The organism is Kitasatospora sp. NPDC051914 (assembly GCF_040680995.1).
In the GTDB taxonomy this organism is placed as follows: Bacteria; Actinomycetota; Actinomycetes; order Streptomycetales; family Streptomycetaceae; genus Kitasatospora.
This window is the reverse complement of the sequence record NZ_JBFAXX010000050.1, coordinates 1-15,852: the sequence shown is the minus strand read 5'-3', so window position 1 is coordinate 15,852 and position 15,852 is coordinate 1. Positions and strand designations below refer to the sequence as shown.

Genomic DNA, 15,852 nt, shown 5'->3' with positions numbered 1-15,852 from the left:
CGGCACCTCCGCGGCGGGCACGGTGTTGTGCCCCTTTCACAAAGGAGTTCACCAGTGAGTGCACAGACCGACGTGGTGGTCACCGGACTGGGAGCCACCACTCCGCTCGGCGGGGACACCGCCTCGACCTGGGCGGCGATGCTGGCGGGACGGTCCGGGATCACCGCGATCGAGGAGGAGTGGGCGGCCGGACTGCCGGTGCGGATCGCCGGACGGCTCGCCGTCGAGCCCACCGAACTCCTCGACCGGGTGCAGGCCCGCCGGATGGACCGCTGCGAACAGGTCGCCCTGGTCGCCGCCCGGGAGGCCTGGGCCGACGCCGGCCGCCCGGCCGTCGAACCCGAGCGGCTCGCCGTGGTGATCGGCACCGGCACCGGCGGCGCACTCACCATGCTCGGCCAGGACGACGTGCTGGAGGCCGCAGGAGTCCGCCGGGTCTCCCCGCACACCGTGCCGATGCTGATGGCGAACGGCCCCGCCGCCTGGGTCAGCATCGACCTCGGCGCCCGCGGCGGCGCCCACACCCCGGTCAGCGCCTGCGCCTCCGGCGCGGAGGCGATCGCCCTCGGCCTGGACCTCATCCGGCTCGGCCGCGCCGACGTCGTGGTGGCGGGCGGCGCCGAGGCCTGCATCTGCCCGCTCACCCTGGCCGGCTTCGCCCAGGCCAAGGCGCACTCCACCCGCAACGACGCACCCCGGCAGGCCTCCCGCCCGTTCGACGCCGACCGGGACGGCTTCGTGATCGGCGAGGGCGCCGCAGTCGTCGTCCTGGAACGGGCCTCCTTCGCCGCCGCCCGCGGCGGCCGCCCCTACGCGGCACTCGCCGGGGCCGCCGTCACCTCCGACGCCCACCACATCACCGCCGCCAACCCGGAGGGCCAGGTCAGGGCGATGCGGCAGGCCCTGGCCGCCGCCGACCTCTCCCCGCTCGCGGTCGACCTCGTGCACGCCCACGCGACCTCCACGCCGCTCGGCGACCTCGCCGAGGCGCAGTCCGTCACCGAGGCGGTGGGCACCCACCCCGCCGTCACCGCGACCAAGTCCATGACCGGGCACCTCTTCGGCGCGGCCGGAGCGGTCGGCGCCGTGGTGGCCGTCCTCGCCGTGCGGGACGGCATCGTCCCGGCGACGCAGAACCTCGACACCCCCGACCCGGCGGTCAAGCTGGACGTGGTCACCGGCGGCCCGCGGACGGGTGCCGTCGGCGCAGCGATCACCAACGCCTTCGGCTTCGGCGGCCACAACGCCACGCTGGTGTTCACACCTGCATAGGCGGCCAGCCGATAGGGGCGCGGGGAACTGCGCGGTTTCGGGGCGCCCGGATCACACGGCTCGCCACATCCGAATTGCGCAGTTCTCCCCCAGCCTTCGGCCGGGAGGTGCCCCCACGCGCCCCTACTGGCCTGCCCTAGTTCTTGACGCTGCGGAGGAGGACGAACTTCGGGTCGCCGGCGACGGTGCGGCAGTTGCCGAACAGGCGGCGGAGTTTGACGTGGTAGCCGAGGTGGCGGTTGCCGACGACCCAGAGTTCGCCGCCGGGGCGCAGTGCACGGCGGGCGCCGGTGAACATCCGCCAGGCCGTGGCGTCGGTGAGCGCCTGGTGGCTGTGGAACGGCGGGTTGTTGAGGACCAGGTCGACGCTGCCGGGTGCCACCCCGGCCATGCCGTCGCCCGCCTCGAAGCGGGCCGGTGCGTCCGGGCCGAGGTTGGCCCGGAAGGTCGCCTCGGCGGAGGCGACGGCCTGGTACGACTCGTCGAGGAAGACCACTTCGGCGGCCGGGTTGGCGAGGGCGGCGGCGGTGCCGACGACCCCGTTGCCGCAACCGAGGTCGACCACGGTCTCCGGGCCGTGCCGTTCGGGGAGGTGGCCGAGCAGGAAGCGGGTGCCGATGTCGAGGCGGTCGGCGCAGAAGATGCCTGCGTGGTTGTGGACGCGGTGCCCGGAGGCGGCGCCGATGCCGTCGGGCAGCAGGTAGCTCTGCGGCCACGGGCTGCCGGTGCGGGCGATCGCCGGGTCCGGGGTGCAGAAGATCAGGCGGGCCTTGCGGACGGCCAGCGAGGTGCGGGTGGCGCCGAGGATCGACTCGAACAGCTTGAGCGTGGAGGTGTGGATCTCGGTGACCATGCCGGTGCCGACCACCACCGTGCCCTCGTGCACGGCGGGGGCGAGCCGGTGCAGCTGGTCCTCCAGCAGGGCCAGGCTCTTGGGCACCCGGACGAGCAGCACGTCGATGCGGTCCGGCGGGGTGTCGCGGGTGGACAGCAGCCGGACGGCGTCCGCGTCCGTGGGGTGGTTGCGGGCCAGGTTGGCCTCGGTGGCACGGCGGCCGAGGTAGGAGTCGCCGATCTGCACGGGGTGGTGCGGGGCCAGGGCGGTGGCCAGGGCCCCCCAGCGGTCGCCGACCACGACCACGTTGCCGGACAGGTCGGTGCCGCTCTCCGCCAGGTGCCGCAGCAGGTAGTCGTCGGCGGCGTCCCAGGCGCGCAGCCGGTCGCGGGGGTCCTCGGGGAAGCGGGTGAGGTCGATCTCGCCCCACGGCGTGCTCAAACGGTTCATCGCGCCCCAGGCTAGCCGACCGGGGGCACCGCCCCGGACCGGCTCAGCCGCCGAGCAGGCCCCCGGTGTACGGGTCATCGGCCAGCTGCCGCCAGGAGTGGTCGGCGGTGGCGAACGACTCCGGGTCGACCGCCTCGACCACGGCGTCGACCACGCCGTGCAGCACCGCCCTCGGGTCGAACGCCTGCCACGGGTGACCGTCCTCCTCCGCCCGGTACCAGGCGGCGCGCAGCCGCTCGTACGTCCAGCAGGCGTACAGCAGTGCGGACAGGTCGCGGTGGAGGTAGCGGGCGGGCCCGCCCTCCTCGTACCAGGCGGGGAGCTCCAGGCGGCCGGTGGCACCGTCGAGGGCGACCGGCAGGTCGTGCGGCCACCAGCCGATCGCGAGGAAGCCTGCCTGGTCGGAGCGGTCGTGCGGAACGGCGAAGCCCTCGGGGTGGGACTCGGCCATGGTGCGCAGCGGCCCGTCGCCGGCGACGCCGAACATCTCGTACTGCAGCGGCAGGCCGTGCTCGGTGAGCAGCCTGCGGGTCGGCGCGTGGGTGATCGCCGCGGGCAGCTCCTCCGGGCGGAAGCGGCGGACGGAACCGCCCTCCCCGTAGGCGGCGAGGTCGGCCAGGTCGTCGACCAGGCCGGGCTCGAACTCGTACGCGGGGCCGTCCGGGCCGCCGGGGCGGGCGCCCCAGGCGAGGCTGCGGAGGAGCAGTTCGGTCTCCCAGTGGGCGGGGCGGCCGCCGTCGGCGAACAGCTGCGGGTCGATGGCGCGCAGCCGGGCCGTCGCCGCGGTGACGACGGCGTCGGCCGCGGACGGACCGCGCCGGCCGCCGTACGCCGCCGGGTCGGGGCGGGTCCCGCTCTCGACCGCGTCGACCAGGGCGGTCAGCTTGGCCAGGTCGGAGGCGAGCGGGTCGCTCGACAGGCTCTGCCCGGGGCGGTCGGCGAGGCGGATCTCGCCGGTGGCCCCGACGATGACGACCTCCCCGCAGGTGCTGCCGGACCCGAGCCGGTGGACGCCCTCGGCGACGGCGGGCAGCGGGCCGTCCGCGGTGGGCGTGAAGTCCAGGCCCGCGCCGGAGGCGGGCAGCCCGTGGCGGAGCAGGTGGCGGCGGCTCGGGCCGTGGGTCAGCCCGGCGGGAAGCTCGGCCTCGGTGAGCGGCCGACGGCCTGTCGGTTCGGTCTGCACTGCCATTCCGCTCCCCCGTTGACGGTGCCTCGGATTCCCGGCGAGCGTATCGGTGGGCGCCGACAGCGGGCCTGTCGGGCGGTGTTAGCCTGCGGCGGAGCGGCGCCGGGGGGCGCCCGCCCGGGGTACGGGGGACGTGGTGGCGGGGGACGACAGGGCGGCCGGGCGCGGGTGGTGGCCGGCGGGGGCTGCGGCGGGAGCGTCGGTACTGCTGGTCGCGGCGTACGCGGCGGGTTCGTGGTCGGCCCGGTCGGGCGGTCGGGTCCGGGTGGCGGAACTGCTGGACCGTCCGGTGCTGCTGCTCGGCGGGGCCGTGCTGCTGCTGGTGGCGGCGCTGCTGCTGGCGCCGAAGCGGCCGGGCCGCGGGCTGTTCACGGCACCGGGGGTGCTGGTGGCCGGGGTGCTGGCCCTGCGGGTGCTGATCGGGGCACTGGACGTGGTGGGGCCGCCGCGGCAGCACACGGTGCTCAGCTCGGTGGCGCCCGACCGGGCCGACCGCATCCTGCTGGTGGTGCGGCACGCCGTCGGCCCCTGCTGGTCCGTGGAGGTGGAGACCGGCGGCGGCTGGTCGGCCCGCCGCTGGCTGCTCGGCGTCTTCGACCACGGCCCGGCGGGCGGCGGCCCGGTGGACGGTCACTGGGCGGGCCCCGACCGGGTCGTCGTCCGGGCCGCCGACGGCGACCACGTCTTCGACCTCCCGGCCGACCCGGACTCCGCACCCCGGCGGCGCTGACCTTCTGCGTTCGGACAGCGCGTACCCGGGGGCCTGCGCCCATGGGTGGGCCCGGAGTCGCTTCGTCAGGGGCGGCCGTGGTGGTCGGCCCATTCGGGGGCCAGGACGGACATGACGGTGGCGTCGACCCAGGTGTCGCCGTCGCGGAGGGCCTGGCGGAGGACGCCCTCCGCCACGAAGCCGACCTTCTCGTAGACGCGGCGGGCACGCGGGTTGAAGGCGTACACCTCCAACGAGACGCGGTGCAGGCCGAGGTGGTCGAAGGCGTGGCCGAGGACGAGCCGGAGTGCTTCGGTGCCGAGGCCGCGGTTCCGGCCGGCGGGGCCGATCAGGGTGCGGAAGTTGCAGCTGCGGTTGGCCTCGTCCCGTTCGTTGAGCACGACCTCGCCGACGCAGCGGCCGGTCGCCAGGTCGGTGACGGCGAGGTCGAGCCGGTCCGGCTGCTCGTTGCGGGAGCCGTACCAGCGGGCGAGCGCGTCGGGGTCGTGCGCGGGGTGCCCCTCGCTGCCGGTGAGCCGCCGCACTTCGGGATCGTCGAGGGCGGCGGCGATGTCGGGCAGGTCCTCGGGCCGGAAGGGTCGCAGCCGGACGAGGTCGCCGGTGAGTACGGGCTTGTGGCTGAAGTCGGCGGTCATCCGGGGATTCTCGGCGGCGGCGCCGGGCCGGGCAACGTGATTTCGGGGCCGGTCGGGGCGGACGGCTCAGCCCCACAGCTCGGCGTCGAGCCAGCGGTTGCCCTCGATGCGGCTGTAGCGCAGGTACTTGGTGCCGCCCTGGGCGATCCGGAAGGGCTTGCCCTGGTCGTCGATGGTGAGGGTGCGGGTCTTTCCCTGGTCGACGTAGCTGAGTTCGGCCGCCCAGGTGCAGTCGCACTTCTTGCTGAGGGCGGTGATCTCGAAGGTGACGGACTGGTTGGGGTCGACGGAGAGCTTCAGGGAGTTGAGGTTCACCGGGGTGTCGTCGGCGCGCTTGCCCTTGACGGCGGGCGGGTCCTGGTCGAAGTCGACGGTGACGTAGACGATTTCGCGCGGGCCGCCGCCGCACTGCGGGTCGATCAGCACGCTGACCATGGTGCCGGTGACGGCGGTCTTGCGGCTGACCGCGTTGATGGCGAAGCGGCGCAGGTCGATCTGGCGGCCGGCGGTGCTCTGGACCACCGCCTCGGTGGTCGACTGCCCGGCGATGGCGCCCTGGTGGCCGAGGGCCCAGCTGTCGGCCGGGTTGCCTGGGGCGTCCAGGCGGCGCACTTCGGCCGGGGCGAGCGGCAGCCGCCACATGCCGTTGCCGTCGCAACTCGGCTTGATCACTTCGGTGTTGGCGAGCAGCGGGCCGTCCGGGGGTGCCGCGGCGGCCCCGCCGACGGCCGCGGCCGAGGCAGAGGTGGAGGTGGACGGGAGGGCGCCGGGGCTGCTCGCTGCCGCGGCCGGCCTGCCGCCGGCGGCGGTCTTCGAGGCGGGCCACAGCGAGGGGACGGTGATCCAGGTGAGGGCGAAGGCTGCGGCGGCGCTGCCGGCGCCGACCGCGAACAGTCGGCGGCGGGCAGCGGCGGTCATGGAAGACCTGCCGGCGCGGGGTGCGAGAAGTGTCATCAACCGATCCTGAATCCGCCGCAGACGCTGGAGACGAGCGATCCGTCCGGCCGGATCTTGTAGTAGACCACCGTCCAGTCGCCCTTCCGGTCGAGCGCTGCGGCGCCGGGGAAGTCCTCCGGGTAGGCGATGTAGCTCTCCGGGGGCATGCCGCCCTCCGGGCTCGCCACCTTGAGCACCTTGCTGATCTGGGCGGCCGGGTGCTCGTGGGCGGCCGCCTGCGCGGGGCTGCGGATCTCGACCACGGTGTACTCGGGCTTGCCGTCCTCGCTCTTGCGCGAGGAACCGAAGCGCCACTTGCCTTCCAGGTCGGGCCGGACCTGGATCATCCAGTCGCCGGTGTAGGGGCCGTCGATCGGCGTGCCGTCCCCGGTGGCGCGGTGGTTGCAGCCGGCGGAGGCGTACACGAGGTCGCGGTCGACGGCGGGGATGCGTTCGGGGCGGACCGGACCGGGTTTTCCGTCGGCGCCGATCAGCGGCCCGGCGGAGGCGGAGCCGGAAGCCGCGGAACCGGAGGGCTCGGGCGCGGTGGTGGCCGTCGTGGTGGCGCCGGCGGATGCGGCGGCCGCGTCGGCGGCGGCGGGCGGCAGCCGTCCGGCAGCCAGGGAGAGGACGAGGGCGAGGGCCGCACCGGCGATCGCGGAGGAGGCGCCGACGGTGGCGGTCAGCCGCCCGGGCGGGCGGACGCGGACGGTGCGGGGGATGCCCGGCTGCGGGGTGTCCGGTTCCGGGCCGGGTGCGGCGCCGATGAGTTCGCGGTAGACCGGGTCGTCGACCAGGGAGACGGTGGTGTCGAGTTCGCGGACGACGGCGGCGGCGGTGGGCCGTGCGGCCGGTTCGCGGGCGGCGCAGCGGCGCAGCAGGTCGGCGAGGTCCGGTTCGACGCCGTCGAGGTCGAGTCCGCCGGAGAGGGCCTGGACGAGCAGGGCGGCCGGGCCGCTCCCGCTGAACGGGGGGCGGCGGGTCGCGGCGAAGGCGGCGGTGCCGGCGAGGGCGAAGACGTCGGCCGGTTCGGCACCGCGTTCCTGGCCGGAGAGGACTTCGGGGGCCAGGTAGCCGAGGGTTCCGGCGATCGCCTGGAGGTCGCCGGTGCGGGTGTGGGCGGGGCTGCGGGCGATGCCGAAGTCGATCAGGCGGGGGCCGTCGGCGGCGAGGATGACGTTGGAGGGTTTCAGGTCGCGGTGGAGCACGCCCTGGCGGTGCGCGTCGGCGAGCGCCTCGGCGAGTGCGGCGAGCAGCCGGCGGCAGGTGCCGGCGGGCAGCGGCCGTCCGTAGGCGGTGACGGCCGCGTGGAGTGTCGGGCCCGGCAGGTACTCGGTGGCCAGCCAGTACGGGGCGCGCTCGGTCTCGGCGTCGACGAGGGCGGCGGAGAAGGCGCTCCGCATGGTGCGGACGACGGCGACTTCGCGGCGGAACCGGGGCAGCGCCTCCGGGTCCTCCTGCAGGTCGGGGTGGACGATCTTGAGGGCGACCTGGCGGCCTCCGGGCGACCTGGCGAGGTAGACCTCGCCCATTCCTCCGGCGCCGAGTCTGCGGAGCACCTCGTAGTGGCCGATCCGGCGGGGTCCTCCCCCGCGGAAGTCCTGCATGAGCCGGCGGCCCCCCGCTGTCGTGCCTGTCCTGCCGTGGTCGGCCGCATGTGGGGCCGGGCGACAGTATGCCGGTGCCGGGGCCTGCGCGGTGGCCGGTCCGGCCAAGTCGCGGCGGATCTCTTGACGGGACGTCACCGGGGCCGCGGGCGGGTAGCGTTCCTGCATGCAGACCAGGCCGACCCTGCCCGGCGCCGCCGTCCTCCTGCGGCCGGCGACGCCCGCCGACGTGCCCGCGCTGGCGGAGATCCGTGCCACGCCGGAGGTGCGGGCACGCTGGCGGGGCGGGCCCGACATGGTCGCGGAGGTGCGCTCGGACCTCGCGGACGAGCGGACGCCCACCCTGGCCGTGGAGTACCGGGGGCAGGTGGTCGGGGCGATCCAGTGGCACGAGGAGGACGAGCCGGACTACCGGCACGCGGGCATCGACGTGTACCTCGACCCGTCGGTGCACGGCCGCGGTCTCGGTACCGACGCCGTCCGCACCCTCGCCCGCTACCTGACGGCCGAACTCGGCCACCACCGGCTGGTCATCGACCCGGCGGCGGACAACGCGCCCGCCATCGCCTGCTACCGCAAGGTCGGCTTCCGGCCGGTGGGTGTGATGCGGCAGTACGAGCGCGGGCCGGACGGCACCTGGCACGACGGGCTGCTGATGGACCTGCTGGCGGACGAGCTGGCGGACGAGCCCCCCGCTGCCGGTCGGCGGCGCCGGGCCGCCCGGGCGCTGCGGCGCCGGATCAGGATCCTGCGCCGGCCGCGGCCCTGACGCCCCGGCCGCTCTCCGGGGCGTGCCCGCGGCCGGTTCAGAGGTGCTGCCGGGACTCCGCGACGGCCTCGGCCAGGAGGGCGGCGGCACGGACGAGGGCGCGTTCGGGCAGGCCGGCGTAGCCGAGCACGAGGGCGGGCGGCACGGGGGCGGCCAGCCTGGTCGGGGCGACCGGTTCGACCCGCAGGCCGCGGGCGGCGGCGGCCGCCACCACGGCCTCCTCGGAGCACCCGGCGGGCAGGTCGAGGTACAGGTGCAGGCCGGCCGCCACGCCGCGGACGGCGGCGCCCGGCAGGTGCTCGGCGAGGGCGGCGGCCAGGGCGTCGCGGCGGGAGCGGTACCGGGCCCGGACGGCGCGCAGGTGCCGGTCGTGGCCGCCGTCGGCGAGCAGCCTGGCGAAGGCGAGCTGGTCGAGGGCGGAGCAGCCGAGGTCGGCGTACTGCTTGTCGGTGCGGAACTCCCCGACCATCGGTTCCGGCAGGACGGCCCAGCCCAGCCGCAGCCCGGGCGCGAGCGACTTGCTGAGCGAACCGAGGTGGACGACGAGGTCGGGGGCGAGCCCCTGCAGGCAGCCGACGGGCTCCCGGTCGTAGCGGAACTCGGCGTCGTAGTCGTCCTCGATCACCACCGCGCCGGTGCGGCGGGCCCAGGCGACCAGCGCTGCGCGGCGTTCGGGGGCGAGCACCACGCCGGTCGGGTACTGGTGCGCCGGCGTGACGAGGACCGCGCGGGCGCCGGTGGCGGCGAGTGCGCCGACGTCCAGGCCGTGCGCGTCGACCGGGACGCCGACCGGTTCGATGCCGTGGGAGCGCAGCAGGCCGAGGGTGCCGGGCGAGCCCGGGTCCTCGACCGCGATGGTGCGGTGGCCGTGCCGGACGAGCCGGCGGACCGCCAGCGCGAGTCCCTGGGCGACGCCGCCGACCACCACCACCTGCCCGGGGGCGGCCGCGGCGGCGCGGACCCGGCCCAGGTAGGCGGCGAGTTCGGCCCGCAGCCCGGGGTGCCCGGCCGGGTCGCCGTAGCCGAGGGCGGTGTGCTCGGCGGCGGCGAGGGCGCGGCGCAGCGCGGCCTGCCAGGCGGCCCGCGGGAAGGCGGAGAGGTCCGGGGTGCCGGGCTTCAGGTCGTAGCGGACGGCGGGGGTGTCCGCGCTCGGTGCGGCGGCGGGCGGGCTCGGCGCGATGCCGTCGGCGACCCGGGTGCCGGCCCCTCGGGCGCTCACCAGGTAGCCCTCGGCGACGAGTTGGGCGTACGCCTCGACGACCGTGCCGCGGGAGACGCCGAGGTCGCGGGCGAGAGCGCGGGTGGACGGCAGCCGGCCGCCCGCCGGCGGGCGGCCCTGCCGGACGGCCTCGCGCAGGGCCCGGGTGAGTGCGGCGGTGAGGCCGCCGCCGTCCGCGGACGGGTCGAGGACGATCAGGAGTTCGGCCATGCCGGGAGGGTACCGGGGCCGCTGCCGGAAGTGGTCCACTCATTGGGCGGGGAAGTGGACCTGTCGGGTGGACCATCCGCTGCCTAGCGTGGCAGGCATGCCCCTCTCCCCCACCGCCTCCGGCGGTCTGCGCGGCGCGGCCGCGATGAGCCTGCTCGGCTGTTCCACCGGTGTGAGCGCCGCGTTCTCGGCCTACCCGCTGCTCGGCGGGCAGGCGCTGCGCTACCTGCTGGCGTCCGTGCTGCTGGTGCCGATCGCCCTCCGGAGTTCCGGGCACTCGGGCGGTGACCCGGGCGCCCGGCTGCCGACGGGGCGGGAGTTCGGGCGGTTGGTGGCGCTGGCGGGTACGGGGCTGGTCGGGTTCAACGTGCTGCTGGTGCAGGCGCTGCGGCATTCGGGGCCGGCCGCGGTGGGCAGTGTGGTGGGTGCGGCGCCGCTGGTGATGGCCGTCCTCGGGCCTCTGCTGGCCGGCCGGCGGCCCGGGGCGGCGGCGGTGACCGCGGCGGCGGTGGTCGCCGCCGGGGCGGCTGCCGCGCAGGGGTTCGGCACGGGGGACGCCGCCGGTACCGTTTTCGCCCTGGGGACGCTCGGCTGCGAGGCGGCGTTCTCGCTGCTCGCGGTGCCGCTGCTGCCGCGGCTGGGGCCGGTCGGGGTGTCGGCCTGGGCGACGGTGCTGGCGGTGCCGATGTTCGCCGTGGCGGCCGTGCTGGCCGACGGGCGGGCGGCGCTGCGGCGGCCGGACGGCAGCGAACTCGCCGCGCTGCTCTACCTGGCGGTGCTGATGACCTGTGTGGCGTTCCTGCTCTGGTACCGGGCGCTGGAGCGGCTGGGTCCTGAGCGGGCGGGCCTGTTCGCGGGGCTGGTGCCGATCACCGCGGCGCTGTCGGGCGCCGTCCTCGGCGAGGGGGTGCCGGATGCGGGAGAGCTCTTCGGCGCGGTGCTGGTCGGCTGCGGGGTCTGTCTGGGCCTGCGCGGCCCCCGCCGGGCACCCGCCGGCCCGTCCGTGCCCGGAACACCGGAATCAGGGGTGCGACCGGGCCGACGGTCCGTCACAATGCGTTGATGCTGACCGACCACTGGCCGCTGCTGGGGCTGCGGCTCGTCACCGAACGGCTCGAACTGCGGCTGCCCTCCGAGGATGAGCTGGCCCGGCTGGCGGACGTCGCCGCGGAGGGCATCCACGAGCCCGACCGCATGCCCTTCATCAGCGCGTGGACGGACGTCCCTCCCGCGCAGCGCGCCCGGTCCGTGGTGCAGCAGCACTGGAAGTGCCGCGGCGCCTGGTCGCCGGAGAACTGGGTGCTCACCCTGGTGGTGTTCGCCGACGGACAGCCGGTCGGTGTGCAGGCCGTCAGCGGCAAGGACTTCGCCGTCGTCCGCGAGGTGCGCACCGGTTCCTGGCTGGGCATGGCGCACCAGGGCCGCGGGATCGGCCGGGAGATGCGCTCGGCGGTGCTGCACCTGGCGTTCGCCGGGCTGGGTGCGGAGGAGGCGGCCTCCGCCGCGTTCGTCGACAACCCCGCCTCGCTCGGCGTCTCCACCCGCCTGGGCTACCGGCCGGACGGCGTCCAGCGGGACAACGTCCGCGGCCGGGCGGCCGTCTCGCAGCGGCTCCGGCTGACCCGCGCCGACTGGGAGCGGACGGACCGCCCGCCGGTCGGGATCACCGGCCTCGGGCCCTGCCTGCCCGACTTCGGCCTGCCCGCCGCCGGCTGAGAGCGGGTTGCCCCGCACCGCCGCTCAGCGGGCCGGGAGCGGGAAGGAGGCCTGGTGGGCGAGCCGGGCGTCCGCGTCCTGCGCCAGCGCGGCCAGCAGGTCGTCGAGTTCGAGGAACGCCTCCCAGCGCGGCACGCCGCGCGCCGCGGCCAGCCGCTCCGTGACGAGGTCCTCCAGGTCGGCCTGCCGGCGGCCCTTCCAGACCTTGTCGGCGAGGCTCACCAGGAGTTCCTCGGTGCTGATGCCCGGAAGCGTCCAGGAGGCGTGGGTGCCGGCGAAGCGGGCCCGCCCCGGCGGGACGCCGCGGGCGAGCAGCAGGGCCCGGCCGGCCTCCTCGTGCAGCGAGCCGGGTGCGGACAGCTCCTCGGGGTGCAGCACCTTGCCGATGTCGTGGGTGGCCGCGCCGTACCGGACCTCCTCGGCATCGGCCCCGAGCACCTCGCCCCACTCCGCCAGCAGCCGCAGGGCGACGTCGTGGACGAGGCGCAGGTGGGCCACCAGCCGGGGCGGCGCGCCGAGTTCCTCGAGCAACGCGGCGGCGTCCGCGGGCAGCTGGTCCGGCTCGAACTGACGATCGATCATGCCCTCAGTGTGCCTCCCCTGCTGAGCCACGACCTCGTCGGGCGGTACCTGACCTGCACCGCCTCGGCCTGCCGCGCCCTGCCGCTCCGACCGCCGCCGCGCCGGCCGCCCTGCACCGCGCCCACGTGGAGCGGGTGCCGTACGAGGACTTGGAGATCCAGCTGGGGCGGCCGACGACGGTCGACCCGGTGGAGTCCGCGGAGCGGATCGTGCGCGGTCGGCTTCGACGTGACCCGGCACCTGGCCGGGGTACAGCGGCAGGTGGACCAGGAACCGGTCGGCGCCGCCGGCAACCACATGGCGCTCACCGTCCGCTTCGGGTTGGACCTCTCGGACGTGAGCCCCGAGGGCCCGCGCCGCACTCCGGCAGAAGGTGCACGGCGCCCACCTGGCCCGGAAGGCCACCCGGCCCCGGCGTAGGCGCACCGCACGGCGGGCCCTGGCGTCGGCGGCAGCGGCCGTGCCAAGGTCGGGGGCATGCGATACATCATCATCGGCGCCGGCGCGGTCGGCGGGACGATCGGCGGCAGGCTCCACGAGAGCGGGCGCGAGGTGGTGCTGGTCGCCCGCGGCGCGCACCTGGAGGCGCTGCGCAAGGACGGCCTGCGGCTGGCCACCCCGGAGGGCACGCGGACGCTGTCCGTCCCGGCCGTCGGCGGTCCCGAGGAGATCGACCTGCGCGACGGGGACGTGCTGGTGCTGGCGGTGAAGACGCAGCACTCCGTGCCGCTGCTCGACGCCTGGGCCGCCCGGCCGGTGGCCGGCGGCGGCACGGCCGGCGAGGTGCTGCCGCTGCTCTGCGCACAGAACGGCGTCGAGAACGAGCGGCTCGCGCTGCGCCGCTTCCGCCACGTGTACGGGGTGTGCGTGTGGCTGCCGTCCACCCACCTGGAGCCGGGGAAGGTCTCGGCGGCGGGCAGCCCGCTGACCGGCATCCTGCACATCGGCCGCTGCACCGGCGGCAGCGACGCCACCGCCGAGCAGGTCGCCGCCGACCTGGCGGCCGCGCACTTCGGCGCCCCGGTCAGCGAGGACGTGATGCGCTGGAAGTACGCCAAGCTGCTCGGCAATCTGAACAATGCGCTGGAGGCCGTCGGCGGGCCGATCGACGGCGGCCTGCGGCTGGCCCTGGCCGAGCGGACGTCCGCCGAGGGCCGGGCCGTGCTGGAGGCCGCCGGGATCGGCCACGCCGGTGCGGAGGAGCAGCGGGCGGCCGGCCGCGACCGGGTCGTCCTGCTGCCGATCGACGGGGAGGAGCGGGGCGGCGGCTCGTCCTGGCAGAGCCTGGCACGGGGCTCCGGCGACATCGAGGCGGACTACCTGAACGGGGAGATCGTGCTGCTGGGCCGGCAGTACGGCGTGCCGACCCCGCTGAACACGGCCCTGCAGCGGCTCGCCAACGCCTTCGCCCGCGAGGGCCGGGCCCCGGGCAGCCTGCCGGAGCCTGAGCTCGCGGCACTGCTGGAGTCGTGACCCGGAGGCGAGCGGGCAGCACCCGCCCCGAGCCGAAGGGCCCGCCGGTACCGAAAGCGAGGAGTGAGGGAGCGCCTCCGCCCCGAGCCGAAGGGCCCGCCGGTACCGAAAGCGAGGAGCGAGGGAGCGCAGCGACGGAGCATGGGGGCACCTCCCAGCCGCCGGGCTGGGGGAGAGTGTCGGCGCCGGGTTCAGAGGGCCCGGAGGCGAGCGGGCGAGTTACAGCAGCGACGAGTGTCGGCGCCGGGTCGGAGGGCCCGAAGGCGAGCGGGCGAGTTACAGCAACCTCAGGCCACCGGGTCGTCCGGTCCGTACGGGCGCAGCCGGAGGGTGCGGGCGTCGGCCTCGCGGATGTCCCCGGCGCGGGCGCACAGGGTCTCCAGGTCGTCCCGCCCGGCGTGGACGAACCGGCCGTGCAGGGCGTCGAAGCGGCCCCGGGCGGCATCGACGACGACGGCCACCATGTACGGGATGGAGCCCCAGTCCTTCTTGTCGGCGAACATCGGCATGGCGGCGGTCATGTCCGTCCTGACCGCGCCGGGGCTGATGTCGAGGACGACGACGTGGTGCTCGGCGAGCGAGTCGGCGATGTTGTCGGAGAGCTTGAGCAGGGCGCCCTTGGAGGTGGCGTAGGCGGTGTAGCGGCCGTCGGGGCGCAGGGCGAAGCCGGAGTTCAGGTTGACCACCCGGCCGCCGCCGCGCTCGACCATGCCGGGGAGCACGCTGCGCAGCATGTTGAAGGGGCCGCGCAGGTTGGTCTCCACGACGTGCCACCACTGGTTGGGGTCGGCCTCCCAGAGCGGCACCTCGACGTGGTCGATCTCGCCGGCGTTGTTGACCAGCAGGTCGATCTGGCCGAGGTCGCGCTGGACGGTGCGGACGGCCTCCCGGACGTTGCCGGGGCGGGTGACGTCGGCACTGACCGCGACGCCGCGGGCGCCGTGCTTGACGCACTCGCGCAGGGTCTCGGTGAGCGTGGCGTGCGTACGGCCGACCAGGCCGAGCATCATCCCCTCGGCGGCCAGTCCGATGGCGATCTCCCGGCCGATGCCGCGGCCGGCCCCGGTGACCAGGCCGACCTGGCCCGCCAGTGATCCCGTCCCCATCGCGTGCTCCCTCCTCGGCTGCCCTGCATTCTGGTCCGGCGGCGGCGCGGGGCCGGGCAGCCCAGCCGAACGGCGGCCCGGGGTCATCCGAACGGCCCAGCGCGTCCGCGCGGTGCCCGGGAGTAGTACGGTCGACCAGGACACGCGTGTGGGGCCCACCGAGCCCCGGCGCCGGCCCGCTGAACAGCACCTCGCCGGGCAACCCCCGGCACCACCGTGAAGGGCAACTGAGTGAGTGACATCGCGCGCGTCGGAGTGATCGGCTGCGGCCTCATGGGGTCGGGCATCGCCGAGGTCTTCGCCCGCTCCGGTCTGGACGTCCTGGTTGCCGAGGCGACCGGCGAGGCCCTGGAGCTCGGCCGCACCCGGCTGACCAACTCGCTGGAGACCGCGGTCAAGCGCGGCAAGCTTTCCGAGGAGCAGCGGGACGCGGCGCTGGCCCGGCTCTCGTTCACCGTCGACCTCGCCGACTTCGCCGACCGCGACCTGGTGGTCGAGGCGGTCGCCGAGCGCGAGGACATCAAGGTGCAGATCTTCGAAACGCTGGACCGCGTGATCGAGCGCCGCGACGCGATCCTGGCCTCCAACACCTCGTCCATCCCGATCGTGAAGCTGGCGGCCGCCACCTCCCGCCCGGAGCAGGTCATCGGCCTGCACTTCTTCAACCCGGCCCCGGTGCAGAAGCTGGTCGAGGTCATCCCGACGCTGACCACCTCCGCCGAGACCACGGCGCGGGTGGAGGAGTTCACCGTGCAGGCGCTCGGCAAGGAGCCGATCCGCGCCCGCGACCGGGCCGGCTTCGTGGTGAACGCCCTGCTGGTGCCGTACCTGCTGTCCGCGGTGCGCATGTTCGAGTCCGGGGTGGCGACCGCGGCCGACATCGACAAGGGCATGGAGGCGGGCTGCGCCCACCCGATGGGCCCGCTGCGGCTGTGCGACCTGATCGGCCTGGACACCATCGTGTCGATCGCCGACTCGATGTACGACGAGTACAAGGAGCCGCTGTACGCGGCGCCGCCGCTGCTGTCCCGGCCCAGGTGCAGCGGGTGGGCGACGCGGACGGTCGCGTCGTCGGCGAGGGTGAACGCGTCGTCCTCGGCGTCGGCGAAGGTGCGGTCCTCGGCGA

General features: G+C 75.7%; 14 protein-coding genes and 1 pseudogene. 7 read left to right on the top strand and 8 right to left on the bottom strand.

Annotated features, from left to right (window positions below):
* Positions 1–54: 54 nt before the first annotated feature.
* Positions 55–1,272 (top strand): beta-ketoacyl-[acyl-carrier-protein] synthase family protein, encoded by a 1,218-nt coding sequence (locus AB0M03_RS28345; RefSeq protein ID WP_363496006.1) that lies wholly within the window; start codon positions 55–57, stop codon positions 1,270–1,272.
* Between the two features lie 136 nt (positions 1,273–1,408).
* On the opposite strand, the gene AB0M03_RS28340 is transcribed toward AB0M03_RS28345, so the two are convergent.
* Positions 1,409–2,557 carry a methyltransferase gene (locus AB0M03_RS28340; protein WP_363496003.1) on the bottom strand — a complete coding sequence of 383 codons (1,149 nt, stop codon included), beginning with the start codon at positions 2,555–2,557 and terminating at the stop codon, positions 1,409–1,411.
* A 43-nt stretch (positions 2,558–2,600) separates the two neighbouring features.
* Positions 2,601–3,746 carry an SUKH-4 family immunity protein gene (locus tag AB0M03_RS28335; RefSeq protein WP_363496000.1) on the bottom strand — a complete coding sequence of 382 codons (1,146 nt, stop codon included), beginning with the start codon at positions 3,744–3,746 and terminating at the stop codon, positions 2,601–2,603.
* 262 nt (positions 3,747–4,008) lie between these two features.
* Between AB0M03_RS28335 and AB0M03_RS28330 the strand changes: the two genes are divergently transcribed.
* A complete protein-coding gene (locus AB0M03_RS28330) occupies positions 4,009–4,473 on the top strand; it encodes a hypothetical protein (protein WP_363495997.1) in 465 nt (154 codons plus the stop codon).
* Between the two features lie 65 nt (positions 4,474–4,538).
* Here AB0M03_RS28330 and AB0M03_RS28325 read toward each other — a convergent pair whose 3' ends face one another.
* The 3 genes from AB0M03_RS28325 to AB0M03_RS28315 form a co-directional block, all read right to left on the bottom strand.
* Positions 4,539–5,108: a GNAT family protein gene (locus AB0M03_RS28325; protein WP_363495994.1), complete on the bottom strand. Its 570-nt coding sequence runs from the start codon at positions 5,106–5,108 to the stop codon at positions 4,539–4,541.
* A gap of 66 nt (positions 5,109–5,174) precedes the next feature.
* The gene (locus AB0M03_RS28320) at positions 5,175–6,026 is read right to left on the bottom strand and encodes a hypothetical protein (RefSeq protein ID WP_363495992.1); all 852 of its coding nucleotides are present in this window, start codon (positions 6,024–6,026) and stop codon (positions 5,175–5,177) included.
* Positions 6,027–6,061: 35 nt separating this feature from the next.
* On the bottom strand, positions 6,062–7,651 hold the full coding sequence (locus AB0M03_RS28315; RefSeq protein ID WP_363495989.1) for a serine/threonine-protein kinase: 1,590 nt from the start codon (positions 7,649–7,651) through the stop codon (positions 6,062–6,064).
* 166 nt (positions 7,652–7,817) lie between these two features.
* Between AB0M03_RS28315 and AB0M03_RS28310 the strand changes: the two are divergent.
* Positions 7,818–8,330 (top strand): annotated as a pseudogene (locus AB0M03_RS28310) (GNAT family protein); the annotation flags it as partial.
* Between the two features lie 127 nt (positions 8,331–8,457).
* Here AB0M03_RS28310 and AB0M03_RS28305 read toward each other — a convergent pair.
* The gene (locus AB0M03_RS28305; RefSeq protein WP_363495986.1) at positions 8,458–9,849 is read right to left on the bottom strand and encodes a PLP-dependent aminotransferase family protein; all 1,392 of its coding nucleotides are present in this window, start codon (positions 9,847–9,849) and stop codon (positions 8,458–8,460) included.
* Between the two features lie 97 nt (positions 9,850–9,946).
* Between AB0M03_RS28305 and AB0M03_RS28300 the strand changes: the two genes are divergently transcribed.
* Both AB0M03_RS28300 and AB0M03_RS28295 read left to right on the top strand, forming a co-directional pair.
* Positions 9,947–10,912 (top strand): DMT family transporter, encoded by a 966-nt coding sequence (locus AB0M03_RS28300; protein ID WP_363495983.1) that lies wholly within the window; start codon positions 9,947–9,949, stop codon positions 10,910–10,912.
* Positions 10,912–11,565: a GNAT family protein gene (locus AB0M03_RS28295; RefSeq protein WP_363495980.1), complete on the top strand. Its 654-nt coding sequence runs from the start codon at positions 10,912–10,914 to the stop codon at positions 11,563–11,565. Before AB0M03_RS28300 ends, AB0M03_RS28295 begins: the two co-directional genes overlap by 1 nt.
* Before the next feature lie 24 nt (positions 11,566–11,589).
* Here AB0M03_RS28295 and AB0M03_RS28290 read toward each other — a convergent pair whose 3' ends face one another.
* Positions 11,590–12,147 (bottom strand): HD domain-containing protein, encoded by a 558-nt coding sequence (locus AB0M03_RS28290; RefSeq protein WP_363495977.1) that lies wholly within the window; start codon positions 12,145–12,147, stop codon positions 11,590–11,592.
* 477 nt (positions 12,148–12,624) lie between these two features.
* On the opposite strand from AB0M03_RS28290, the gene AB0M03_RS28285 reads away from it, so the two are divergent.
* Positions 12,625–13,620 (top strand): 2-dehydropantoate 2-reductase N-terminal domain-containing protein, encoded by a 996-nt coding sequence (locus AB0M03_RS28285; protein ID WP_363495974.1) that lies wholly within the window; start codon positions 12,625–12,627, stop codon positions 13,618–13,620.
* 287 nt (positions 13,621–13,907) lie between these two features.
* On the opposite strand, the gene AB0M03_RS28280 is transcribed toward AB0M03_RS28285, so the two are convergent.
* Positions 13,908–14,726 carry an SDR family oxidoreductase gene (locus AB0M03_RS28280; protein WP_363495971.1) on the bottom strand — a complete coding sequence of 273 codons (819 nt, stop codon included), beginning with the start codon at positions 14,724–14,726 and terminating at the stop codon, positions 13,908–13,910.
* Positions 14,727–14,957: 231 nt separating this feature from the next.
* On the opposite strand from AB0M03_RS28280, the gene AB0M03_RS28275 reads away from it, so the two are divergent.
* Positions 14,958–15,852: 3-hydroxybutyryl-CoA dehydrogenase (locus AB0M03_RS28275; RefSeq protein ID WP_363495968.1), on the top strand; the 895-nt coding region annotated here is incomplete at its 3' end.

What these genes read in the sequence shown, in the direction of transcription:
- AB0M03_RS28325 (WP_363495994.1), bottom strand. Translation starts at nt 5,108, where the DNA reads ATGACCGCCGACTTCAGCCACAAGCCCGTACTCACCGGCGACCTCGTC.
- AB0M03_RS28320 (WP_363495992.1), bottom strand. Translation starts at nt 6,026, where the DNA reads ATGACCGCCGCTGCCCGCCGCCGACTGTTCGCGGTCGGCGCCGGCAGC.
- AB0M03_RS28305 (WP_363495986.1), bottom strand. Translation starts at nt 9,849, where the DNA reads ATGGCCGAACTCCTGATCGTCCTCGACCCGTCCGCGGACGGCGGCGGC.
- AB0M03_RS28315 (WP_363495989.1), bottom strand. Translation starts at nt 7,651, where the DNA reads ATGCAGGACTTCCGCGGGGGAGGACCCCGCCGGATCGGCCACTACGAG.
- AB0M03_RS28300 (WP_363495983.1), top strand. Translation starts at nt 9,947, where the DNA reads ATGCCCCTCTCCCCCACCGCCTCCGGCGGTCTGCGCGGCGCGGCCGCG.
- AB0M03_RS28335 (WP_363496000.1), bottom strand. Translation starts at nt 3,746, where the DNA reads ATGGCAGTGCAGACCGAACCGACAGGCCGTCGGCCGCTCACCGAGGCC.
- AB0M03_RS28285 (WP_363495974.1), top strand. Translation starts at nt 12,625, where the DNA reads ATGCGATACATCATCATCGGCGCCGGCGCGGTCGGCGGGACGATCGGC.
- AB0M03_RS28290 (WP_363495977.1), bottom strand. Translation starts at nt 12,147, where the DNA reads ATGATCGATCGTCAGTTCGAGCCGGACCAGCTGCCCGCGGACGCCGCC.
- AB0M03_RS28280 (WP_363495971.1), bottom strand. Translation starts at nt 14,726, where the DNA reads ATGGGGACGGGATCACTGGCGGGCCAGGTCGGCCTGGTCACCGGGGCC.
- AB0M03_RS28295 (WP_363495980.1), top strand. Translation starts at nt 10,912, where the DNA reads ATGCTGACCGACCACTGGCCGCTGCTGGGGCTGCGGCTCGTCACCGAA.
- AB0M03_RS28340 (WP_363496003.1), bottom strand. Translation starts at nt 2,557, where the DNA reads ATGAACCGTTTGAGCACGCCGTGGGGCGAGATCGACCTCACCCGCTTC.